This is a genomic window from Paenibacillus woosongensis, assembly GCF_009725165.1.
In the GTDB taxonomy this organism is placed as follows: Bacteria; Bacillota; Bacilli; order Paenibacillales; family Paenibacillaceae; genus Fontibacillus; species Fontibacillus woosongensis.
In genome coordinates this window covers 341,950-366,305 of the sequence record NZ_WNZW01000003.1, presented here as the reverse complement: position 1 = coordinate 366,305, position 24,356 = coordinate 341,950, and the positions used below count along the sequence as shown (strand labels likewise).

At 47.7% G+C, this 24,356-nt stretch carries 19 protein-coding genes; 4 read left to right on the top strand and 15 right to left on the bottom strand.

Translation table 11 applies throughout. The features are described from left to right. Nucleotides 1-15 precede the first annotated feature (15 nt). Nucleotides 16-897 carry a TetR/AcrR family transcriptional regulator gene (locus GNP95_RS12610; protein WP_155611208.1) on the top strand — a complete coding sequence of 294 codons (882 nt, stop codon included), beginning with the start codon at nt 16-18 and terminating at the stop codon, nt 895-897. A gap of 85 nt (nt 898-982) precedes the next feature. On the opposite strand, the gene GNP95_RS12605 is transcribed toward GNP95_RS12610, so the two are convergent. Together GNP95_RS12605 and GNP95_RS12600 are read right to left on the bottom strand one after the other, a co-directional pair. Continuing rightward, a complete protein-coding gene (locus GNP95_RS12605) occupies nt 983-1,702 on the bottom strand; it encodes a YebC/PmpR family DNA-binding transcriptional regulator (protein ID WP_155611207.1) in 720 nt (239 codons plus the stop codon). A gap of 588 nt (nt 1,703-2,290) precedes the next feature. Further along, nucleotides 2,291-3,481 carry a cytochrome P450 family protein gene (locus GNP95_RS12600; RefSeq protein ID WP_155611206.1) on the bottom strand — a complete coding sequence of 397 codons (1,191 nt, stop codon included), beginning with the start codon at nt 3,479-3,481 and terminating at the stop codon, nt 2,291-2,293. Between the two features lie 343 nt (nt 3,482-3,824). Between GNP95_RS12600 and GNP95_RS12595 the strand changes: the two genes are divergently transcribed. After that, nucleotides 3,825-5,264 (top strand): glycosyltransferase, encoded by a 1,440-nt coding sequence (locus GNP95_RS12595; RefSeq protein ID WP_155611205.1) that lies wholly within the window; start codon nt 3,825-3,827, stop codon nt 5,262-5,264. A 17-nt stretch (nt 5,265-5,281) separates the two neighbouring features. Beyond that, nucleotides 5,282-6,340, top strand: coding sequence for a glycosyltransferase family 4 protein (locus GNP95_RS12590; protein ID WP_155611204.1), 1,059 nt, complete (start codon nt 5,282-5,284; stop codon nt 6,338-6,340). Between the two features lie 86 nt (nt 6,341-6,426). On the opposite strand, the gene GNP95_RS12585 is transcribed toward GNP95_RS12590, so the two are convergent. The 5 genes from GNP95_RS12585 to GNP95_RS12565 all read right to left on the bottom strand — a co-directional run bounded on the left by GNP95_RS12585 (nt 6,427) and on the right by GNP95_RS12565 (nt 12,201). Beyond that, the gene (locus tag GNP95_RS12585) at nt 6,427-7,074 is read right to left on the bottom strand and encodes an acetyltransferase (protein WP_155611203.1); all 648 of its coding nucleotides are present in this window, start codon (nt 7,072-7,074) and stop codon (nt 6,427-6,429) included. Next, the gene (locus tag GNP95_RS12580; protein ID WP_155611202.1) at nt 7,067-8,176 is read right to left on the bottom strand and encodes a DegT/DnrJ/EryC1/StrS family aminotransferase; all 1,110 of its coding nucleotides are present in this window, start codon (nt 8,174-8,176) and stop codon (nt 7,067-7,069) included. Before GNP95_RS12580 ends, GNP95_RS12585 begins: the two co-directional genes overlap by 8 nt. Nucleotides 8,177-8,192: 16 nt before the next feature. Next, the gene (locus GNP95_RS12575; RefSeq protein ID WP_230873788.1) at nt 8,193-8,816 is read right to left on the bottom strand and encodes a glycosyltransferase family 2 protein; all 624 of its coding nucleotides are present in this window, start codon (nt 8,814-8,816) and stop codon (nt 8,193-8,195) included. Nucleotides 8,817-8,844: 28 nt separating this feature from the next. Continuing rightward, nucleotides 8,845-10,965: a glycosyltransferase gene (locus tag GNP95_RS12570; protein ID WP_196427162.1), complete on the bottom strand. Its 2,121-nt coding sequence runs from the start codon at nt 10,963-10,965 to the stop codon at nt 8,845-8,847. 501 nt (nt 10,966-11,466) lie between these two features. Continuing rightward, nucleotides 11,467-12,201, bottom strand: coding sequence for a glycosyltransferase (locus tag GNP95_RS12565; RefSeq protein ID WP_155611199.1), 735 nt, complete (start codon nt 12,199-12,201; stop codon nt 11,467-11,469). Between the two features lie 199 nt (nt 12,202-12,400). On the opposite strand from GNP95_RS12565, the gene GNP95_RS12560 reads away from it, so the two are divergent. Beyond that, on the top strand, nt 12,401-13,138 hold the full coding sequence (locus tag GNP95_RS12560) for a glycosyltransferase family 2 protein (RefSeq protein ID WP_155611198.1): 738 nt from the start codon (nt 12,401-12,403) through the stop codon (nt 13,136-13,138). A 55-nt stretch (nt 13,139-13,193) separates the two neighbouring features. Here GNP95_RS12560 and GNP95_RS12555 read toward each other — a convergent pair whose 3' ends face one another. The 8 genes from GNP95_RS12555 to GNP95_RS12520 all read right to left on the bottom strand — a co-directional run bounded on the left by GNP95_RS12555 (nt 13,194) and on the right by GNP95_RS12520 (nt 24,271). Further along, nucleotides 13,194-15,299, bottom strand: a complete 2,106-nt coding sequence (locus GNP95_RS12555; protein WP_155611197.1) for a serine hydrolase domain-containing protein — start codon at nt 15,297-15,299, stop codon at nt 13,194-13,196. Nucleotides 15,300-15,535: 236 nt separating this feature from the next. Next, nucleotides 15,536-17,266 carry an ABC transporter ATP-binding protein gene (locus GNP95_RS12550; protein ID WP_155611196.1) on the bottom strand — a complete coding sequence of 577 codons (1,731 nt, stop codon included), beginning with the start codon at nt 17,264-17,266 and terminating at the stop codon, nt 15,536-15,538. Between the two features lie 215 nt (nt 17,267-17,481). Beyond that, on the bottom strand, nt 17,482-18,294 hold the full coding sequence (locus GNP95_RS12545) for an alpha/beta hydrolase (RefSeq protein ID WP_155611319.1): 813 nt from the start codon (nt 18,292-18,294) through the stop codon (nt 17,482-17,484). Nucleotides 18,295-18,408: 114 nt separating this feature from the next. Further along, nucleotides 18,409-19,443, bottom strand: coding sequence for a FecCD family ABC transporter permease (locus GNP95_RS12540; protein ID WP_413773744.1), 1,035 nt, complete (start codon nt 19,441-19,443; stop codon nt 18,409-18,411). Continuing rightward, the gene (locus GNP95_RS12535; RefSeq protein WP_155611318.1) at nt 19,436-20,443 is read right to left on the bottom strand and encodes a FecCD family ABC transporter permease; all 1,008 of its coding nucleotides are present in this window, start codon (nt 20,441-20,443) and stop codon (nt 19,436-19,438) included. The genes GNP95_RS12540 and GNP95_RS12535 overlap by 8 nt, the downstream gene beginning before the upstream one ends. Nucleotides 20,444-20,454: 11 nt before the next feature. Next, complete coding sequence (locus tag GNP95_RS12530) at nt 20,455-21,480, bottom strand: ABC transporter substrate-binding protein (protein ID WP_155611194.1); 1,026 nt, start codon at nt 21,478-21,480, stop codon at nt 20,455-20,457. Nucleotides 21,481-22,165: 685 nt separating this feature from the next. Further along, a complete protein-coding gene (locus tag GNP95_RS12525) occupies nt 22,166-23,161 on the bottom strand; it encodes an iron-hydroxamate ABC transporter substrate-binding protein (protein ID WP_155611193.1) in 996 nt (331 codons plus the stop codon). Nucleotides 23,162-23,359: 198 nt separating this feature from the next. Continuing rightward, on the bottom strand, nt 23,360-24,271 hold the full coding sequence (locus GNP95_RS12520) for a LysR family transcriptional regulator (protein WP_155611192.1): 912 nt from the start codon (nt 24,269-24,271) through the stop codon (nt 23,360-23,362). Nucleotides 24,272-24,356: the final 85 nt, after the last annotated feature.

Below are 24,356 nucleotides of genomic sequence, written 5' to 3'. Positions count from 1 at the left end.
GAAAGAGTGAGGGTTTTGAGTGTAACCAAGCAGAAAATTTTGAATTCGGCGATGCGTTTCTTTTTAGAAAAAGGATATCTTGCTACCTCGATCCAAAATATTGCTGACGACTGCGGCGTAGCCAAAGGCTCCTTATATAATTTTTTCAGCTCGAAGGAAGACATCCTGATTGAAATTTTATTATCTCAGCAGGAGAGCTTGATTGAGCGGAAAGAGCAAATTCAAAGCGACAAGTCGCTGTCCTCGAAGGAGATTTTTATCCGCGAAACGGAATGCCAATGCGAATTTTTCTTGAACAACAATTACATGATGCAGGAAATGAAGAAATTCTCGACGCCTGATGGCAAGGTCGCCCCCATTTTGTTTCAAATGAGAGCGAGCCTGCTCAAAAGTAATATAGAGAGCCTTATTCGGGTTTTTGGTGAAGGAATCCGCTCCAACGTCTGGGACCTTGTCTTCATTTATAACGGAATTATTCGCGAGATCATTTTCCTGATGGTGTTCGAGAAAAGATCGCTCATTCTTCGCGACGTGGCTGAGTTTATCGTTCATTGCATGGAAGATATGGCAGCGAATACACAGGCCGCCAGCAGACCTCCGCTGCTCAAACGGGAGGATATGGAAGTGTACATGCAATCTGCGCTGCAGGGAGAGTCTTTTTGTACCCGCCACAGACTGCCTGACCTGCTCAATGACCTCATGACCACCATACCTGAGCTGCAGATTACAAATTTTAAAAAAGCTGAGCTGCAGGAAGCCGCTGAACTGCTCCAGGAGGCATTGCAAGCCAAGCAGCACAAGCCGGTATTGATCCGCTCGCTGATCGGATTCATGGAGAAGGAGCACGGTCTTCGCCATGTGCTGAAGCATATCGAAAAGCTCGTGTTTGGGGGCTAATTGTTTTTATAGGTGATCGGAAAAAAGCAGCTTAAATCTCTTCAAGAGAAATTAAGCTGCTTTATTTTGTATGGGCGCAGAAGGATTAATCCTCCAGCTCCACGTTATGATATACCTGCTGTACGTCTTCCAAATCCTCCAGTGCATCGATCAATTTCTCAAATTGCGCTTGCGCTTCCTCCGAAAGATTCACGTAGTTCTGAGCCAGCATCGTCAGCTCGGCCACGGTAAATTCCGAAATGCCGGCGCTGCGGAAAGCCTCCTGCACAGCATGGAACTGATCCGGCTCTGCATAAACGATGACGTTGTCCTCTTCCTCAATGATATCCCGGACGTCCAGGTCCGCCTCCATCAGAATCTCAAAAACTTCATCGATCGTTTTATCCGCTACGCCAATAACTGCCGTGGCATCGAACATATAGGATACCGAGCCGCTTACTCCCATGCTTCCGCCGTTCTTGTTGAAGGCCGAGCGTACTTCGGGCGCCGTCCGGTTTACGTTATTCGTCAAGGTGTCCACAATGACCATTGAACCGTTTGGCCCAAAGCCCTCATAACGCAGCTCTTCATAGGTTTCTTCCGAGCTGCCCTTAGCCTTGTCCAAAGCACGGTCAATTATCGCCTTCGGCACGTTATACGTTTTGGCGCGTTCAAGCACGACCTTCAATGCGCGGTTCGATTCAGGATCCGGCTCCCCTTTCTTGGCTGCCACGTAGATCTCGACGCCGAACTTCGCATATATACGACTCGTATTCGCATCCTTCGATGCTTTCTTCTCTTTAATATTATTCCATTTACGACCCATGTTGTTCCCGCTTTCTTTTATTATTTTACGTTCCTATTATAGCATCTTCCGCCCGTTTGAAAAATTGCGGATGGCTACGAATAACAACCCCCCTTTAACTTCGGAATATATGTTTGTGGTCGCCTCTAAGACTGGAGTGCTATCTCTTATGTATGTATATCATTCAAGGGATGTGGGGCTAGTGCCCGCAGGAACATTATACCTTCTTACCCACCTGCGTACCTAGTTGCTTGCTTACTTTCTTACTTGCCCTACACCCTTTGAATAGTTCAAGACTTATCTAAATGGATCTATAGTAGTTAATTTCTACGGCCAAGATGAAAATGTAAATTTAAATGGATTTCATGTCGTTAGAAGCAGAACAATTGCCAAACAAGGTATGGATTCTTGAAATAGCTGCATAAAATCCATCTAATCCCCTTCATCATTCGTTTAGAGAATAATTAGATGTATGAAATCCATTTACTGTACGACCTGCAAGACAGCTTAGTATCCAGTAGTTGGTATAAAAGAGGGGTGCCCCCAGCACGGATGATCACGCTTTGGACAGCCCCTTCGCACTCCCCTAATATGTTGCGTATTTACGTCCTACTCCAAATACAACGGCATTTCCTTAACTCCCCGGACGATCATTCCCGGCCGCCATTCCAGCTCGCTTACATCGACTTTGAGCCGAATATTCGGATATCGCTTCAGCAGAGTGTTGATCGCAATTTCCCCTTCCAGCCGGGCGAGCGGCGCACCGAGACATAAATGGATGCCTTTGCCAAAGGCCAGATGCGGGCTCTTCTCCCTTGAAATATCAAAAAGATCGGGATCGTTGAACTGCTCCGGGTCCCGGTTTGCCGAGCTTAGGGAAATAATCACGGATTCTCCTCTTTTCATAGATACACCCTTGAATTCAAGGTCCTCCTTAACCCAACGGCCAGTACTGAATTCAACGGGACCGTTGTAACGGAGCACTTCTTCGATCGCTGTATGAATCAGCTCCGGACGGCTCTGCAGGGCCCGAAGCTGTTCCGGATGCTGGAGCAGTGCAAGAATACCGTTGCCGATCAAATTGACAGTCGTTTCGTGACCAGCAATGATGAGCAGCATAACCAGATTAAACAGCTCATGCTCCGTAAGCCGATCTCCTTGTTCCTCCGCAATAATTAATTGGCTGATCAAATCATTGCCTGGCTGTTGTTTCACTTTGGAAAACCAGTCCGCCAAATACTCCCTGAACTCCATGATTAAATTGCGCACGTCCTCATCTGGCTCCCGGCCAGAGCGCTCGATAAGCGCATTTGACCAGACCCGAAACTTATCGCGGTCCGAATTCGGTACGCCCAGCATTTCGCTGATTACGATAATCGGCAGTGGAAATGCATATTCATCGATCAGATTGATCGACTCCTGGCCTTCTACCTCCGCCAGCAGTTCATCGGCGATTTGCTGGATCCGTTCCCTCATGCCGGAAATCAGCTGCGGCGTAAAGGCTTTTTGTACCAAACCTCTCAATCTCTTATGATCCGGCGGATCGGAGAACAACATATTATTATTGATAAAGAGCATATCTTCTTCAATCCCAGCATTCCTCATATCCTTCACAAAACGAGGGTCCTTCAAAGCCTCAACAGCATCGCTATACCTGGTAATGATCCAGCCATAATGCCCGTCGGGAAAAAGCATACGCATAATCGGTTCTTTCTCTCTCATTTGTTCATAGGTCGGAAACGGATTCTGCGTGAATGCTTCAGTAAACAAATTTTCACTTAAGGATGAATTGGTCTGCATGGAAATAGTCTCCTCTCTCCTCATTTGAAATTGTTGAGCAGCTACAAGGAAATATTACCATGGCGTTTGTAGAGATAGCAAATATGCGTAATTTTGCCTATTTATTCAATATAATGGGCGTTTGATAGTGGATTTCGCCAAAAATACCCTTCAATCCAAATCCAAACGATATCCGGGATTCAACCCTTCTGACCGGCATGAACGTTCATACGATCGATCAACTGGCATCTATTCATACCCATTTTAAATTGTATAGTCTAACAAATAAGCACATTCGAATCAAGCATCATATAAAGTGATATGGAGACATACCAAATATGAGAGGAGAACAATGCCATAGGCCATGGATTCACATAAAATATGCTTCATTTATTGCGTTAGCCAACAAGATGTGTTGCAGGAATCACTTCGCCATATTTCGGCTCTCCACATCCCCGATGGATTCGAAATCGAAATTATTTCGATATCCGGAGCTCAAAGCATTACCTCCGGCTACAATAGAGCAATGCATCAATCTGATGCAAAATATAAAGTATATTTGCATCAGGATGTTTACATTATCCATGAAAATTTCCTAGAAGACACGATTCGTATTTTTCAACAGCATCCAAATCTCGGGCTTATGGGAGTAATCGGTTCTGCCTATATTCCGCCAAGCGGGATGTGGTGGGAAGCCGCAGAGAATTATGGCCAGGTATACGGCAGCCACTCCGGCCAGATGGAACTGCTTGCCTTCAACTACGGTGAAGCAGGCCGCTCTTACCAGCCTGCTGCGGCAGTCGATGGCTTGCTAATCATGACGCAGTCGGATATTCCTTGGCGTGAGGATTTATTCCAGGATTGGGATTTCTATGACTTGTCCCAATGCATGGAATTTTACAGGGCAGGTTATGAGGTTGGCATCCCTTTACAGGACACCGCCTGGACAGTTCATGACTGCGGGGTGGCCGATTTGTCCAAATACGAAGAGAATCGCATCCGGTTTATCCAAGAATATGCTCAGGATATGCGTAAGAGCTTTTTGTTTTACTATGAGAAGAAATTAAATGAATGTGCTGCTGCACCTTCCTTCAATGACAACGCGGCTTTGTCTTTAATTGAGAAGCATTCGCGTGATTATGAGGTAAGCACCGATCTCAAAAAAGCAATCAAAAAGGAGCGCTGGAATACAATGAGTCTGAATGGAGAATATCAGTTTTCCGAATTGCTTGAAATCGTCAAAAAAACCGAAGGTTACTTAATGGAGCTCGAAATTCTAGGTCTTCTCCATTTGCCTTTGCTTGTAGATCATTTGGATGGAGAAATCGTAGAAATCGGCACCTTCAAAGGTAAAAGCGCGATAGCACTTGGTCTTAGCAGCCAATATCTAACCTCGCGCAAACGTTCTATTCACATTATCGATCCCTTCTACCACCCTGCCTTACCTGTAAACTATGAACATGATTTTGACGAAAATATCCGAAATGCCGGGTTGGAACCTCATATTCACAAAATCAAAAAACCTAGCCAAGAGGCTTATGACGACTGTCCGCCCAAGATCGCAGCGCTCTTCGTCGACGGAGATCACAGCTACGACGGGGTTGTTCACGATATTGTACACTATGCTTCAAGGGTTGTACCCGGAGGTATTATCGCCTTCCACGATTATTCATATAAAAATTGCCCCGGATACGAATGGGCAGAGCTTCCAGGGGTTACAAAAGCGGTGGATGAAATGTGCGCAAGGGATGACTATGCTTATTTATGCGACTATAACAGCATGCGGCTTGTCCGCAAGCTATAAAGTAATGAGTTCAACCCATGCGCCCTAAGCCGCGCCTAGCCATTATTGATACCCGATTTCCTTGGAAGCTCAGCGGGTTTCGATATTGGGAAAATGTTCAGATGCATGTCGAGCGTCCGGACACCCTGTTCTTTGCGACTGAACCTTACACGGACGATTTCCCTGCGGTCGTGCATCCCTTTTCTCAATTCAAGGATTTAGCCGTTTCTGAACAGATTACGGATGTCTATTGCGTTTTTTTGAACTTGGTCGTAAGTTTGCTGGGAGCATGCACCCTCCCCGATGGAACTCATATGCCGGGCTCAAACCCATATTTGGATATTCGCTCATTTGTAATCGAACGGCAGATTAGGCTGCATACGACGCTATACCCTGGCGGCGGTCTCGTACAAGATACAAGATCCGAATATCTGGACATTGTTGCCGCTCATTGCTCCACCGTCTTTACGAATATTGAAGATGTTCTCTCAAAAATGAAATCGAGCATCTATCAGCCTGTGGTCATTAATACTAAACTATATAACTATGCTGCAAGATCGTGGTCATCGCCCATTCAGCTTGTTTTCTGCGCCTTTAATTACCCCAGAAAAGGATTCCCGTTGCTTGTTCAAGCTTATAATCTGCTTAATTCAGATGATTTCCACCTTCATATTGTAGGAGATTGGGAGAATGAGCTTGGCTACTTCATAAATAAACGCATTACTTTCCATGGATTACTGGCGCCCGAGCAGTTAAAGACCTTATACCAAAGCTGCCATGTGTTCATCAATTGCAGTATTAGCGATCACATGGCTTTAGATGGTTTTCCAACGACAGCCGCTGTAGATGCCATGGCTACAGGATGTCTTCTGGTGACAACGAATCCGCGCAATGACCAGCTTATATTAAAAGAGGGAATCCATTATATCAAAATAGAAGCTAACGTAGAATCCCTCCTCTCCGCTCTTTACTGGATCAGGGATCATCTTCCCAAAACAAAGCTGATAGCGGCAAAAGGCGCCAAAATCGTCAAATCCGCTTTTGACATGAAAAAGGTTGTAAAAGCTAAGCTGGCCCACATATTCGGTAAGCGGTAATTATAAAATCCCCTTTCGTAAAACCTCGATTGCAACCATCAGGACATGGTTAGTCAATCCAAGTTTTACCGCAAGGGGATTTATCATTAAAGATTCGTCCTAGTCTTTTTGAATACGGCCGGCACTCCTGCATAAAGAGCTTGAGGAGGGACGTCATTTGCAACAAATGAACCGCCTCCGATCATGGACCAGGCTCCTATGCTCACCTTCTCGCGAATAGCAGATCCTGTACCGATAAAAACGCCTTCTTCTACAGTGACATGACCGCTAACGTTGACTCCTGGCGAAATCGTACAATAATCAAAAACCGACACGTCGTGCGCCAGCGTAACATTCGTATTGACGATGACGAAATTGCCAACTTGGACATTTATGCTCACTATAGATCCTGCGCAAAGAATGCTATTGACCCCCAGCCGGCTGTTTTTAGGGACATTCACGGATGGATGAATCAACGCGGGAGCGAATCGAAAGCCAGCCTCCTTCGTTTTATATACGAATTTCCGCTTCAGGGCCGGGTCGCCTACTCCAGAACAAATGATTTCCGCTTCATTTCTGTATTTAACGATATGTGTAATATCTCCGAGCACGGGAACATTGTCGACGAATTGTCCCCGCATTTCTATACGCTCATCAAGGAACCCTATCACGTTTCGCCCCAACACCTCGCATAGGGCGAGAATTTCCCGCCCCATGCCGCCACAGCCCCAAATCAGCAAATTTGCCTCACTCATGGATCAAGCCCCTGACAACACGCTCAACCTGTTCCTGTCTAATATCCTCCCAGACGGGCAAGCTGAGAATCCTCCGGCTAATTTCCTCTGTAACAGGTAGCGGTGTACGAGGATGGCAATCGAACATTTTTTGCCGGTGACAAGGCGGTGAGAAATAAGTTCTTACCTGAATGGCTGATGCTTGCAATTTATCGACGTAATACCTGTTTTCTTGATCAACGGGGCATAATATCGGATAAAATTGGTTGACGATTTTATCTGCAACAGCCTGAATCTTCCAACCTGATTCTAATAATTTATAATTATTTAACGCTTCCTTGTACCATTCTCCGATTTTCTCCCTAATCTTAATCTTCTCAGAGAACACATCTAAAGTCGCTAGTCCTACGGCTGCCGTATATTCAGAGATCTTGCCATTCAATCCCAATTGTCCTGACGACCGTTCCTCATTAAATCCAAAATTCGTGGAGCGTCGTATACTTTGAATTAACTTGAGATCTCCGCTATATACAATGCCTCCTTCACCAATTCCAAAAGATTTCGTAGCATGGAAGCTGTACACGATAGCTCCTCCAAAACTGGTTAGATCCTGTTCCTCCATGGTCGTTCCGAAACTTGAAGCAGCATCTATAACAACGGGTATGCCGCGACGGATCAACGATTCATAGTAAGCCAGATCAAGCTGTGTGCCAAACGTGGCGTAAGGAACAACGACGGCAGCCTCATCCCCGAGCTTCTCCAGTGCAAGTTCCAGCTTGTGTTCGTCCATGCACCAGTGTTCAGGGTCGATGTCGATATAATAAGGCTCCAGCCCGCACCACATCGCACTCAGCGGTGTAGCTGGAAAGGTAAAGCTGGGCATCAGAGCATATTTTCCTTGCCGCTTCAATTGAGAAATAGCCAATAGTAAACCTATTGTAGCATTGCTGACCGTGACGACGGCCCCCGCATGATTAAAATATTCCTTGAGAATCCGCTCTTCAAATCTTTTGTTCAAAGGGCCATTGTTCGTATATATTCTTGATTCATCGATTTCGTCCAAATAACGTTGATAGTATTGTTTGGGGACCACTTTCGGCTTTAGAAACGGAATATACTCCATTACACATCACAACTCCCTAATGCTTCTTAGTCAAAGGCTCAGGATATCTTGCCGTCTTGATCCCAAGCTCTAACATGCGCCGGACTTTATTCCAATCCCCGGGCTCATTGAGCAGGTAGGATTTTGGATCCCAAGGAACACATTTTAACCAGTGATGATAGAACATGGACGAAGTTGTTATTTTGGCGCACATCAGCGGCTCTGCATCATTCACCACCCAGTGCTCTGGAACGACATAATAGTAAAATGGGTGATATATCAAGTCTGCGCGGGTTTCCTTTGCAAAGTTTACCAGCTTCTCAATTCGGTCTTCGGCAAACTCATCATCATCGTCCAGGTGAGTTATAAATTGGCCTGAAGCCAGCTCGAGCGCGCGATTCGTAGGGATGCTTCCAGCAACCAGCCAGTGTTGATAGGTCTCGGCTGGATACTCGCCACGGCTCTCCCTGTTTTCAAATATGATTCTTGGATCATTGAACTGGCGAATGACTTCTTCGGTATGATCGGTGCAGCAATCTCCGATGACGATGATTTCCAAATGCGTGTAAGTTTGCTGCACGGCTGACTTCAAACTAAGATTTAATAATGAATCCGCGCGGTTATATGTGGGGATGCAAATCGTGACCAACGGCTGTTCCATCTCATAAACTTTCTTGTATTCATCGGTACTAGACGCTTGTAAGTAGTCTAAGCTCGTTACCAATGAGCTCACCCCCAGGCGCGAGTTGTCTAAAGTCATAAATATGCTTGAACTTTATTTTCTGCAATAGCTCCATATTATTCGTAAAATACAAGTTCGGGCCAATCTTGCGAATTCCATGAATCGGCTGGCCCAAGTAACTTCCCACGCGGGCAATGACAAGTGAATCCCCGTCACATTTTTGCAGCAGTTTGCGCTGCCACTCTTCCTGCGGATTCTTCCATTCCTCGGGACAGGAAGCAAATACAGCAGTTTTGGGATTAGCTGCGACTATTTCTGCAATTTTATCCGGGTCGGAGGTGTTGACAAATAATGACAGAGGCATCCTATGCGGTGACCAATTTATGCCCCACTTACTTTCGAAATAGGATTGATTTTGGTGAAACAAACTGTTCTTCTGCTCTTCTTCCCACTGGTTAAACGTTGCGCTGCCCTTGTGATACACAAACGCATCCTCCGCCACAGCCAGTCTATAGCCAGCATGCCGCAGCCGCAGGCAGAAATCATCGTCCTCAAACATGCCCGTTCCAAAATTTTTATCCAGTGAACCTAATTTCTTAAACATCTCCTTCTTGATCGCAACGCAGAAGAAACCAAGCATTTCCGTATATCTCATTCTCCGGTCGTACAGCTCATAGAATTCATCGAGCCAAATTTCGTTCGCACCTTGGATTTCATCTCCGACAAAGAAATCAAGCTTCTGGTCATTCCCAACATAGTTGGACATGGGACCAACGGCTGCGATTTGCGGGTCTGTTCTGAAAGGACGCAGTAGACGCGGCAGCCAATCTTTGGATACGATCGTATCGTTATTCAACAAAACGACATAATCCCCGGTAGCATTCAAAATTCCAATATTATTTCCTTCAGCGAAGCCATTGTTTTCAGATAACAGAATCGTTTTAATGTCAGGATAATTCAGCTGCAGCAAGCGGGCTGCCGTCTCGTCGGAAGATGCATTGTCGACCACGATGATTTCAATTCGCGGATAAGCGGTATGCCGCAGCAAACTATTTAAGCAGCGTTCCGTGAATGTCCAATTATTGTGAGTCACGATAATGACACTAACTTTTGGATAAAGCGCAGTAAGAATAATGGAGTGAAAGTCCTTGTACCGGTGTTCCCACGTATTCTCAGCTGCAAATTGCCGACGCTTCTCCATTGCTCTTGCTTGCTCTTCACCATTCTCTTGAAGTCCTCTGGCGATAGCTGCTTCAAATTCCTTCAGCCCGCTTGCAAGAGACACATATTCACTCATCGGGGCGAGTTCTGGCAGCGGTGTGGATACGACGGGTTTGCCTGCAGACAGGTATTCGTATATCTTTACCGGATTTGTTGCCAATGTCAGGGAATTGATAAGAAAAGGAATGATGCAGACATCAAAAGCATGCAGGTATGCTGGCAGCTCATGATACTGTTTCTCGCCTAGGAGAAATACATTTTGCAGCTTCTCTATGTTTGAAGTGTCGCTAAAGTACGTATCGCCAATCAATACGAAATTCCAATCTGGATTGCCTTTTGCAAGCTCATACACAAATACCATGTCAAACCAGTCAGCAATAGCACCGATATACCCGACAATCGGCTGATGAACCTTCGCAATATCAATGGGCCTGTAGCTTGGCTTTATCGAGAAGTGTGCGAATTCTCCCGCATTGGGGATTAAATGAACAGACGGATTTAGACTCCGCGCTTTTTGATAGAGCAGATCGGACGAAGCAACAACGGCATCGGCCCGGTTCATTAAAGCTGGCTCCAGCGCGAGCAGCTCGTCGGAAGTATTCGAGAATCCGGCATGTTCATCCATGCAATCATAAATGACCTTATTATCCTCCAGATCAAAAACAAGCATGGACCAGAACGGAAGATCGACGATGGATGCCGTTTGTCCGATATTGAACCTTTGCTTCAAGGCTTCAATCGACCATTTCATGTATTGTTTATCGAGCGGATGATCGATGGTATCGCGATAAGCGTTAAGACTGCTGTGCGAGCACAATTGAACAAGCCAGACATTCTCCTCCGCCTCTCGAATCTGCAGAGCAGCTTGAACGTCCTCGAATGTAGCCACTTCACTGCCTATCGGCATCGTTTCAATCGCGAAATAAAATACCCTGTACCCATGTCTTGCGAACTGCTGACAAATGTGCTGCGGCCTCTGCCATCTGTAACCCCAGTCAATAATCGGAAAACGAAACAGAGTGATATTGTTGGGATCTAATGAAGAATTCAACGGTTTCAGCTTATAATCATTTTTTGGAGGTTCATATAAGGACAAGGACGCTGGTGACGCTGGTCTGATTGAAGTTTCTGTCAACACCTCGCTTAACGCTTGGGAAGCCGGTTTAACCGGAACATTAGGGGGATTTATTGGCAAAACGGGGCTTGGTAAATTTTCAGTGATCCGATTCTGCTTGGCTTGAATCCTTTTGTCTTTTGTCGCTTCCCAGTACTGTATTTTACGCAGCAATGCCCTTCTTTGCAGTCTTGCCCGCCGTCTGCCTTTCTTCCATCGAATGGCCCCGCTTAACATTCTTAATAACCTTAGCTGCTCTCTCGTGTACACATTGATCCACCTCTCCGCATTGGTCTATATTCCTAAATAATTGCGAATGGTTCGGGGATGCTGCCCCGAGAATGGTACAGTTCTGATCTCATATTCGCCGTGCTGGAACGACCAGTCCGGATCGCCTATATTGTCATATAAATTAACATCTCCACGGCGATTGTCGTTAAATTTGAATCTCTTCCCGAAAGCATAATGATAATGATAAATCGGTACTTCAATGCGTTCAGACGGCAGCGCCCAAATGTCGCTTTCGGGCCCCTTAAGTGTACAATGATGTTTCTGGTCACGATAACGGATGCCGATCCCGTTTCGCCACAGACGGATGATATCATTCGACCATCTCTCGTCATTGGGTGCATTAACGCGCACTGTCCATGGGTCCTTCCAGAAGTTGATAATCGGGAATCTCAGTACATGGGCGGTCGTTTGGGCTAATATGCCGGGAATGACCGATTCGAATGCATCATCAAATATTTCATCCGCATCAATATTGGCAATCCATTCCCCCTGCGCTTGATCCACCAAAAAATTTCTCACTTCAGATTCATTCCATTCATCCGTATAGGCAGTTCCCTGTTTATTGCTAAATAAGCGAATGTTGTACTTCTTCATAAATGACTTAATAATGGAAATGGAATTATCACTGCTTCCCCCATCAACGATGAGAATCTCGTCGGCAAAGGACGTCACCCTTTCCAGAAACAGCCTCAAAAAAGTCTCCTCGTTTAAAACGGGTGTAATTACCGAAATAGTCATCTGTCACCACACTCCAAATATCATATAATTCACAGTCTATTCCCTTGGTTTGAAGGGGAACATCGGCATTTGCCCTTTTACTGCACAAAACAACTATTCAGCAAAAATGGTTGTCTGCCTCAATCATTTGCCGCTCCCGGCGCATATGTTGTGGAGATATTGAACCTAATGAGATTGAATACAGAAAGGGCGATATCTTGTGCAGACAGATCTCGTGATTGTAACCTATAATTCAGCCTCTTACATTCAGCGTTGCCTTGATGCTATAAGAACATATACGCCATCTGACCATGCCATCATCGTTGTCGATAACGGAAGTACGGACGATACTATGGAGTACTTACAAAGCTTCCCTGATATCAAGCTGATCCAAAACGGCCGTAACAAGGGGTTCGCCAGCGCGGTTAACCTCGGAATCGTGAACGGTTCCTCAGAATCGATCGTGATTATGAATCCCGACGTATTCGTAACAAAAGATTGGCTGCCGCCTCTAATAGACGCCCTATGGAGGGATGAACAAACAGCGATCGTCGCTCCCAAATTAATTAATAGCTCCAACCAATTAGTCGGTGTCGGGACGAACATGGATTGGACCTCTCCTTACTTTTTATGTCCCAATGAACCAGGGATTTTGGAAGAAACCAGAGAATGTCTGGCAATAAACGGAGCTTGTTTTTTATTGAAGAGGAAATTACTGGATAAACTCGGTTTATTAGACGAACAATATTTTCACTATTTTGAAGAAACGGACTATTGCTTTAACGCCATTTACTGCGGTTACAAAATACTGTTCTGTCCAGACAGTACAATTTATCATGAATACTATCCCAATCCGGAACGCGAGGAAGCGATCAAGCAGTATTGGGTGCACAGCGAAGCCCGGTTTAATCGCAAATGGAGCTATCAAGGCAATGGGATCGTTGCTAAAAACGCATGAAAAAGGGGTGGGCTGATCATTGATCAGCCCGCCCCTTTTTACTGATTTCTTAAATTCAATTCAACTCGATCTGGAATTTTGCCCCTTTTTCGCCCGCAAATACAATCGTGCCGTTGTTCGGCAGGTTTACTGTATTACTGCCGCTAACGCGTTCGAAGTTTAAACAGATCCCATGCTCATCATAGACGGCAAACGAACCATTGGAGGGCACTGTTACCTTCATCGTCTTACCCGCCGCTGCTTCGGGAACGGAGAGCCATCTCGCAAATCCTTCTTCTTGAATGGTGAGGAAGGAACGCGATCCGGAATAAAGCGGTTTGACGGCTTCTTCACGAACAAACAAGCTTCCGCCAATTTCTAAATACTCCAGCCCGCTCTGGCTGAAGAAATTATAATCCATCGTATCCCTTCCGCCCATGGCTGGAATTTGCAGCTCGCTGACCGCTCTGTTCGCATCGATCATTTTGCGGTTGAGCAAGTAATTCGGCGCCTCCGGGAATATCTCCACAGTCTGGACAGGCATCATTGCCAAATACAGAACAGAGGAATACTTCTCATTAACTGCGAAATATTTCTTCCCGTCCCTTTCCTTCCAAACCTCTTGTGCCTCGGACGGCAAGGAATGCGCCTCCAGCTTCTCGGCGGCATAATGAGATATCGCCGTCTGCCCTAGCCCAGGCAGCGTGGAATAGGCTCTGAGCCATAAATAGGTGCGCCCGTTCTGTTCACGAACAAAACTAGCCTGGGTAGTGCCATCCTCTTTGACAAAAGAACCATCCGCCGTGTAGACATACTTCTCGACTGGATAATCCGGTATATTAAGTACAGATACAATCATTTCGCTATCTTTGGTAATGTCCACTTTCATTAGTGCGTTGCTCACTCCGTAGATGCCGGCATGCTCAGCAGCCTCTTTCGGCATGGCCGCCTTGAGGGGGATTCCATGTGATTTCTCCGGCTTCAGTTCAGAAATAACACCTTTTTCGTGAAGCGCGCTAAGGAGGATTTCATTGGCAAGCAATTGATCTGTCATGCTGCTCCCGCCTGAGGAGAGCACGGCGGCAGCCATATTATGCTCTGGAAGCACCACAAGGGAAGCATGGTACAGTATCGTGTCACCACCCTTGGACAGCGCCTGAATGCCATATTCGCTGAACGGGAACATATTTACCGTGTCCCAGCCAAGCCCGAACCCAAACGCCGAATCCGCTTCCTTAGGCCACAATCCTCTTCTGTATTCTTCCTGCTGCATCGCATTGGCCGATTTTTTACTGATGATTGAATCGACCTGACCCGTAAATATTTGCGAGAATTTTGCCAAGTCCTCCGCTGTAGAATAAATACCGCCCGAGCCGATGACATTGACAGTTTCATTGGGGAGCCGCCCCGGATATACCGGAAAGTATAACGGTGCCGACTGGCTTGTTTTAACATGATCCTGAGGCGTTTTCGTATGCTTCATGTTTAACGGCTTTGTAAAGGCGGTGTGGATATAATCCGTGAAGCTGAGCCCGCTGACACGCTCTACTAAAATTTCAGCCAGCGTAAAGCCGTCATTGCAATATACCGAGAATGCGCCCGGGTCAGCTTTCAAATTCTGCTCGGCAAGCTGTGTCAATAACTGATCATGCGCATAAGTGTCGTTATCCTCGAACAAAAACGTGTTGCTAAGGGCGCCCCCCTGCAGCCCGGAGGAGTGATTCAGCAGCATGCGCGGCGTGATTTGCTTAAAGCGCGGGTCTTTCATTTTGAAATCCGGTATGTAGTTGACGACGGGAACGTCCAAATCTACCTTGCCCTCATCAACTAGCTTCATAACTGCAGCGGCGGCAAACATTTTGCTGGTGGACCCGATGCCATACATCGTCGAGGCGGATATCTCATCCTTTCCCTTCCCCGCATCTTTGCTGGCTACCCCGGAAATCACGATGTCCCCCTGATCGATCAGCGCATACTGCACACTGTTTGTGTCATAGGATTCTACCAGCAGCTTAGCCTTCTTGGAAGCAGTATCTCTAGTAACCTTGTATTCCCGGCTGAAATGCTGTTTGGAGCTCTCATACTCTGACCCGATTCCACTGTCTGCTGCCACACTTCCCATCGGCATGAGCAGGCTTGCGGCAAGCATGATCGATACGGCGATACGTCCTTTCTTGTTCATCTCTCTCCCTCTCAATCCTAGTTATAATGGCAAATCATAGATAATACGCCGAGAGTACCGGTTTCGTTCAACGGGCCAATAATATTCGTATGAAAGGGTAGGCGAAGACATTCCGATTCGCTTCTCAAGAACTTTATGTAAGCCTCCATCGCAAAAAAAAGAATCCGCCTCCAATGCGGATTCTTCATATCCAATATAGTTGGTGCGGTATAGCATGCTTACCTAGCTAAGCCGCATTACAGAGCTCCGACCGCGCTTTGAAACTGCGCTTGATGCAAACGGCTGTACGGGCCGCGAGCTGCGAGCAGCTCCTCATGCGTTCCCTGCTCGGCAATACCCTCCTCGTTGACGACGACGATACGGTCAGCATTTTTGATCGTTGCCAGCCGGTGGGCGATTACGAGCGTCGTACGGCCTGCAGACAATTCGGCCAGTGATTGCTGAATGACCTGCTCCGTCTCCGTATCCAGCGCAGAGGTCGCTTCATCCAGAATAAGAATCGGCGGGTTCTTGAGGAACATCCGCGCGATCGCGAGACGCTGCTTCTGTCCGCCGGACAGCTTCACGCCTCGTTCACCGATAACCGTCTCCATGCCGTCAGGCTGGGATCGGATAAATTCATCCAGACGGGCCCGGCGCGCCGCCTCCCAGATCTCCTCTTCCGATGCGTTCAGCTTGCCGTATAATATATTTTCGCGAATCGTTCCTGCAAATAAATACACATCCTGCTGCACGATCCCGATCTGATGGCGCAGCGACTGCATCTTGATGTCCCGAATGTCTACGCCGTCTATTGTAATCGCTCCTGACTGCACTTCATAGAAACGCGGCAGCAGGCTGCACAATGTCGTCTTGCCGGCACCAGACGGGCCGACAAAGGCCACTGTCTCGCCTTGACGAATCGTCAGGTTAATATTGCTCAGAACAGACGATTCGCTATCGTATCCGAAGGACACACCCTCATAGCGGATCTCCCTCCGCAGTTCGCCAATCTCCACGGCATCCGGCCTATCCGCAATATCCGGTTCGGTATCGAGCAGCTCGACATAGCGCTTAAAGCCCGCGAAGCCTTGCGGGTAGCTCTCGATGATCGCATTGATTTTCTCAATCGGCCGGAAGAAGACGTTCGTCAACAGCAGGAAGCCGACAAACTCGCCGTAGGACAACTGGCCGCGAATGACGAACCACGTACCGCAAACCATGACAAACAGCGTCACCAGACGCATCATCATGTAACTGATGGCACTGTTCTTGGCGATTAGCTTATAGGAGAACAACTTCGTCAGACGGAACCGGCCGTTATTCACAGCGAATCTTTCCTTCTCATGCTCTTCGTTCGCAAACGCCTGAACGACGCGAATACCGCCGACGTTATCTTCGACACGCGCGTTAAAATCGCCGACGTCGGTGAAGAGCTGATGAATCGCCTTGGTCATTTTGCCGTTAAAATACACGACAAGCCAAATGATGACGGGAACGACAACAAAGGTGAGAACCGCCAGCTTCCAGTTAATCGTAAGCATGAGCGTGAAAGAGCCAGCCAGCGTCATGACGGCTATGAACAGGTCCTCGGGTCCATGGTGAGCCATCTCGCCAATTTGCATCATGTCGTTCGTCAGCCTCGACATCAGATGCCCTGTCTTTGTGTTATCGAAAAATCGGAAGCTTAGTTTCTGAATATGATCAAATAGCTTCTTGCGCATATCCGTCTCGATATTTATCCCGAGCATATGCCCCCAGTAATTGACGATATACATCAGAGCCGTATTTAATAGATATAATGCCAGCAATCCCAGTGATGCCCATACGATCAGATTCCATTCTTCATTGGGCAGTAAATCATCCACAAACCGGTTTACGACCAAAGGAAAACCCAGCTCCAGCAGGCCGGCGATCAAGGCGCAGCCGAAATCAAGCAGGAACAAGCCCTTATAGGGCCGGTAGTAAGCGAAAAAACGGCGAATCATCATACTCATTGGTTCATTCCAGCCCCTCTCTATTTTATTTTTTTCACAGCAGCTAGGCTGGAAATGCCGGAATGGCCGTTCCTCTCCCTCAAACCAGGAGGTGACGGCCAAATATTAATGCCATTGTAACCCACGTTGCTCGAAGCTACAATACACATTTGCGAAAATCGCTTTTGTACAGATAGAAGCTGCTTTCACATGTTGGCATACCTCAGCTAGCCGTTTGCTGCTTCAACAAGCGCAAAGCGGACCGCACGGCTGATCAAGGCGGGCAGCACCGAGATGTGGCTCTCCCCGGCAAACTCGCAATATTCCACGCGCAGCTCAGATCCCTGCTCAGCTAGCTTTCCCAGTCGATCAGCGAGCCCGTTCGCGTTCTCGACCATTCGGCTGGGATGTGACTGCTCCAGCTGCCCTGCTGTAATCAGCAAGCTCAGCTTTTTGGGCGTCCTTGAGCTATCCCCCTGCCTATCTCCCTGCCCCATACGGGATACAAATCTCTGCTCCGCTTCAGCCATATAGGACTTGTTCCAATGAATCGAGGGACTGCCCGCAATATAATTCTGAAATAAATGCGGATGATCGAACAGAGCCTGCAGCACGAACAAGCCGCCAAGGGAATGCCCCAGTACGGCCTGTCTGCCGCCATCAATGGGAAATTGACGTTCCACCTCCGGCTTCAGATCCTGCTCGATGAACTCAATGAACTCATCGACGCCGCCCAGCTCCGGCCAAGGCTTGCCCTCCGGTCCAGGAATGATCTGATCAGGCTGCGTCGGCATCGTGTAATCATAGTAGCGCGCAGGATCAAATAACGCATCGCTTGGATAGCCAATGCCGATCACAACAGCGGGAGACACACCGGTTTTTTTCTGTACACGGGATTGTGCTCGGACAGCATCCACCATAGTAGCAAATAGCGCATTTCCGTCTAGCAAATAGATGACCGGATAGCCGCCTGGAGGCGGCGCTTCCTCCGGCTTAAAGGCAAAAATGCGATAATCGCGGTTCGCTGCCGTTGAGCGCATATCCCAATACTGCGTATTCGGCAACGTAAACGACTGGTTAATATTTTTCAACGAAACCACTCTCCTTTTTCATTGATCTAGAGCAACTCGTTAGCTCCTGCGGCTGAGTCACATTCAAGCTATGCCCCGGCCTTTGGCTCTGTAGAGCAGAAAGATGAAATAAGGCACGCCAAGCAAGGCTATAACGACGCCTACTGGCAGTTCCGACGGAGCAAATGCCGTCCTGCCGATATAATCCGCCAGCATGACCAGCAGCGCCCCCACTATGCCGCAAACCGGCAGCATATGCCGGTGCGCCTGGCCAACAAGGCGCCTTGCAATATGCGGGGCCATCAATCCGACAAAGCCGACCCCGCCCGAGACGGACACGCAGGCGCTGACAATGCCGATGCTGCACAGCAAGAGCAAGGCTTTTTCTTTTTCCGAGGCAATCCCCACGCTAATTATGCTGTCTTCATCCAGCTGGAACAAATCGAGCATGTACGACTTCCACACAATGAGCGGTCCGAGAAGCAGAAGCCAGGGAAGCATGGAAATGATATATTTCCAGTTGGCGTTATAAATGCTGCCCATATTCCAGACCGCGGCCATTTCAAAATCGCCAGGGTTCATTTTCAAAGTCAGGTACAGAGAAATGGCGCTTAAGCCCGAGCCGATCGCAATGCCGGTAAGCAGCAGCCGCTGCGGCTCCAGCCGGCCATTTTTCCAAGAGAAGATGTAAATCAGCATCGCAGCGATCAGCCCGCCTGCCAAGCCAAAAAGCGGCATCGCCAGAATAGATAGCCACACGTCCCCCCGGATTTGTCCTTGATAGAAAAAGAGGAAAATAACCATGGCCGCCCCTGCGCCCGAATTAATCCCCAAAATGCCGGGATCGGCCAATCCATTGCGGGTAATACTCTGAATGACGGCTCCAGCCAACCCTAACCCAGCCCCAACAAGCAGCGCAATAACGATCCGCGGCAGCCGAAACTCAAAAATAACCAAATCGTGCTCCGGCTCGGGGTGAATGCGCAGCAGCGTCCGGACAACATCCCGGATTCCGATATCGAAGGTGCCGTTCGTCAGGCTGATATACGCCGCAGTGAGAACCAGGGCAAGTCCAATTATAAACACCCCGGCAAAACGTAGATTCCTTGATCTATGCACGCTTCCCATCCCCCCTGGATCGAATTAAATAAAGGAAAAAAGGAACACCAAGCAGGGACGTAACTACGCCAATCGGCATTTCATAGGGATAATTCAAAAAACGGCTAAGTACGTCGCAAAGCGCCAGAAACAGCGCTCCGACGATGCCGGAGCAAGGAATGATCCACTTGTAATTTACACCGGTCAGAAAACGGACGATATGAGGCACAATCAAACCGACGAATCCGATTTTGCCCGCTAGAGCTACTGAGATTCCCGTTAGAATGACGACGGTTAGCATGGCCGCGAATTTAATCAGCTTCGTTTTTTGTCCGAGACTAAGGGCAATTTCTTCACCGAGGCTCAGTACGGTGATGGACTTGGACAGCCAAATGGCCAGCACAATGCCTATGACGGCAAACGGTATCGCCAGTTTGATCAGCTCCGGGTTCAATTGATGCAGCCGGGCATTGTACCAGAAGCTGATATTCTGTGAAATTTGAAAATAAGCTGCCATCGCCGCGGATAAGCTGCTCAGAAACGTGCCGATAATCGTACCCAGAATCGCCATGTGTACCGGCGACAATCCGCCGGGGAGCAGCGAGGCAAGCCCAAAGACGATCACGATGCTGAGCGCCGAGCCCATGAAGGAATACAGGATCATTTCCGCCGAGTTAGAATCCGGCATAAATACCATACAGAGCGTGATGGCAAATGCCGAACCGTCCGAGACGCCCATAATAGAAGGGGATGCAAGATAATTTCTTGTCATCCCCTGCATTAATGCCCCGGATATGGCGAGAAAAGCTCCAATGAGCAGTGCCCCTACAGCTCTAGGCAATCGGGAATGAATGATGATTTGGTGATTCACATTCCCTGCATCGAAATGAAACAGCGCTTCTCGAATCGTACTTATATCGATGTTCTTTGCGCCATATATCACGGATATCACAATCGTAAACACGATTAGAAACGGAGAGCTCCCTAGGATCAGGACAGCTGTGCAATGCCTTGCCCGCATACCCGTCTCCGTCACTTCGCTTCAGCTAATTTGCTGTTCTTGATGGCTTCCAAAAACGCAATTTTGCTGTAAGCCGTTCCGCCTTGAGCGCTCGGATCAACCATGTTCACGAACAGATTGCCGTTTTTCACCGCATTGATGCTGCTCCAGATCGGGTTGCTCTCCAGTTCTTCCAGCGCTTTTGGCGTGTCCTTGTTCTCTGCCTCTGAGAATTGGACGAACAGGTAATCCGGATTCATCTCAGACAGCTTCTCCAGTGAAATCATTTGCTGCGCCTTCGCCTGCTTCACTTCCTCCGGTACATTCGCCCCCAGATCTCCGTAAAGCGATGGATTAAAGAAAACATCCTCCGGATAGATCATCATACTGCCGGCACGCAGCCGGATCATTAGCACACTTTTATTCTTAAGGGCTGGTTCGATTGCCTCCTTCAATTCAGCGGCCTCTTGCTTGTACGATGCAAGTAATTGATCCGCTTGCTCTTCCTCGCCTGCAAGTTCAGCAAGCAGCTTCAAATTTGCTTCCCAGTCCGTAGAAATATGGGAGACAGGAATCGTCAGGCCGACCTTGCCCAGCTTCTCCAACGTCTCAGCGGGAAACTTTGTACTGGCCAAAATAACGTCCGGCGCCAGCTTCAGAATCGTTTCAACATTCGGCTGCGTCTTCTCCCCAATCGCGACTGCTTCTGCAGTAATTTCCGCAAATAACGGCTCGAAAGAACCTCCCATCGTCATCGCGCCCGCCGGTTTAACTTTGAGTACGAGAGCATCCTCCATCGACTCTACCGAACCGGTAATGACGATTTTCTTGACCTCGGCCGGCACCTTGTATTCCTGACCCAAATATTTGATCGTTCTTGTCTCAGCCGATGCATGCCCGTCCTTGTTCGCGGAATTGCCGGCAGAAGAAGCGGAATTCTCCGTTTGCTGATGGGTTGTACCTGCGTCAGCCGGCTGCGCCTCTTCCTTGGCTCCACACGCGGATAGACCAAGCATCACCCCCAACGCTATAACTAGTAACGTTGATTTCTTTAACATGTCTTGCTCTCCCCTCATCTTCGATCATCCTTGAGAATCATATCTTTTTCATCGATAATCATTCTCAATTACAAATTATAGGCTGCCGATTTCTAACGGAACATAGACTAAATCCAGAAGGTGCTTGGACGATATCCATTTGGGTCCTGATACGATGCAGCCAAGACAAGCAAAAAAGGAGCTGTACCAATAGTGATTTAGATGGCTGCCAGCTCCTATTCTTTAGCTCTGCTTATTTAAGCTGTTGGATATAATAACCTGTCGTAGTACAGGTGGTCGTACAGAGGTCGTACACTCTTCATAAAGATCGTATAGGCCATAAAGTAAATGGATTTCATGTATCTAATATCCTCAAAAACGAATGCTTAAGAGGATTAAATGGATTTTATGCAGCTATAATCAGAGTCCATTCCATGATTGGCAATTTTCCCCCTTCTAACGACATGAAATCCATTTATATTCACATTTCCTTCTTGACCGCAGAAACTAACAACTATAAATCCATCTAAATGGAATGGTCCAAAGCGGTGAGTATGCTTAAGATGAGCCATCATGAAGCAAAAAGCGCCAGTTCGGGGGCTAAGATAGCCCGAGAACTGGCACTTTATTTCGTAATTGTGTTTCATCTGTTCCCGCTTTGAAAAATCTACTTTGGGACAGCAGCCATTCGTGTACCTCTCTTTTTCTATTTCAAAATGCTATTTAATACATCATCGATGATTTTTCCGTTAGCAATCACACCCGTATACAGCCAGCTCGATTCATTATCAAATTCGTATATCTGGCCGTGCTTCACCGCCGGTAGTCCGGCCCAGATCGGATCGGCGAGCAGTTCTTCCAACGGCACAGCGGAGCTGACTATGAAAATGTAGTCTGCATCCAGCTCAGCCAGCTTCTCCGCCGAGATCTGATTCCAGTTCGCCGTGGCTGAAGCGGATATTTCCTGCACGACGGACGGCACCTTCATCCCGAGATCCCGATAGAGAACATCTCCGCTAGAGAGCTTCTCATGAACGATGTAAGTGCTCTTGCCTAGAGGCCACAGGACTGCAGCAGATTTCTCGCCGATGGCGGCTTGCAGCTTCTCCTTGGCCTCAGTCGCCTTCGCGTCGTAATCCGCGAGAGTCTTCTTGGCTTCTTCGGCTTTGTTTAGAACGTCTCCGACGGTAAGCAGCTCTTCCCGCCAGTCATTATTCTGCTCTGTGCCTACGGAATATGTAGGAGCTATTTTTGAATATTGTTCATATTTATCTCCAGCTGCCATGTCGGCACTGTCTATAAGGATCAAGTCCGGCTGGAAGCTCATTACCGCTTCATATGGAAGCTCGGACGGGATCGTAGGTACGTCCTTCAATTCATCTTGCAAATAATTCTGTACCGTCTTGCCGTCTGCTACAGACCATTGCGCGACTGGTTTGACGCCTAGGGCTACGAGATGGTCCTCCAAATAAGAAGCGATGATCCGTTCGGGATTCGCCGGCACCTTCATTTCATGGCCTAGTGAATCCGTAAGCACGCGCTCTGCCGGCTGGGATTCTTCGACTTGATTTCCTCCTGAAGCCGGGCTTGCGTTACCGTTCGTGCTAACCGGGGCAGATCCGCCGGAACAGGCGCTCAACAGCAGAACCAAGCTTAATATTCCTGCTGCCGCAGCATATTTAGGTTTTCTGTTTCTCTTCATTCCTGAATCTCCTCACTGTATGACTGATAATGATAATTATTTTCAACGAAAATATTATAACCTGGATTGGTAGAAGATACAATCAAAATTCTCCAGATGAGAACGACCACAACAAACCGTTCTATCGATAAGGTACCATGTAACAACTGTTATAACGTAACTCCAATAACTATGACTAGCTATAGCCTAAGACTATAATCAACCGTAATCCTTGGCTACAGATTCCTTGAGCGCCTCCACATAGGCTGTACCCAGCTTCGACAACGGCATGTTCCGATGCGAAATCCAGCCCACATTGATCGACTCGTCACAGTCCAAGGGCATCGGAATGATATCGCGTCCGTTCAAATCGGCGCTCAGCACCCCCGTGGATATCGTATAACCGTTAAGGCCTATCAGCAAATTAAACAACGTCGCTCTGTCATTGACCCGGATCAGCTTCTTATGGGACAGCGTGCTTAGAATTTCCTCGGAGAAATGAAACGAGTTGAATTCGCCCTGGTCGAAGCAGAGGAACGGATAATCGTCGAGCTGATCAATGGTGACAACGGGCTGTTTCGCAAGAGGGTTCCTGGCGCTAATAAAAATATGCGGCCGTGCCACAAACAAGCTGGTAAATTGCAGCCCGGCATCGTCCAACAGCCTGTTTATGACCTTAGCATTGAATTCATTCAGATACAGGATGCCGATTTCGCTGTACATATGCTTGACATCCTCTATCACTTCGTAGGTCTTCGTCTCTCGCAACGCCAACTCGTACTCGTCATGTCCATATTGGTTCACGAGCTCCACAAAAGCACTGACCGCAAAAGCATAATGCTGAGCTGATACGGAGAAATGCTGGGGGGCCGGCTTCACATTCAAATAGCGGCTCTCTAGCAACGCTGCTTGCTCGACGACCTGACGGGCATAGCTTAGGAATTCCGCACCGTCCTTCGTGAGTACAATCCCCTTATTCGTCCGTTCAAAAATCGTAATCTGCAGCTCCTCCTCCAAATCCTTGATCGTATTAGACAGGCTGGGCTGTGAAATGAACAAGCGTTTCGCGGCTTCGTTCATCGACCCGCGGGTAGCGACCTCTATCACGTATTTCAACTGCTGAAGGGTCATCCTTCAAGCCTCCTTTACTGTGACGAATATTGCATCTTTGCAATAAACCGACCAGTCATCCTGGTCGGCTGTCGGCGTAATATTT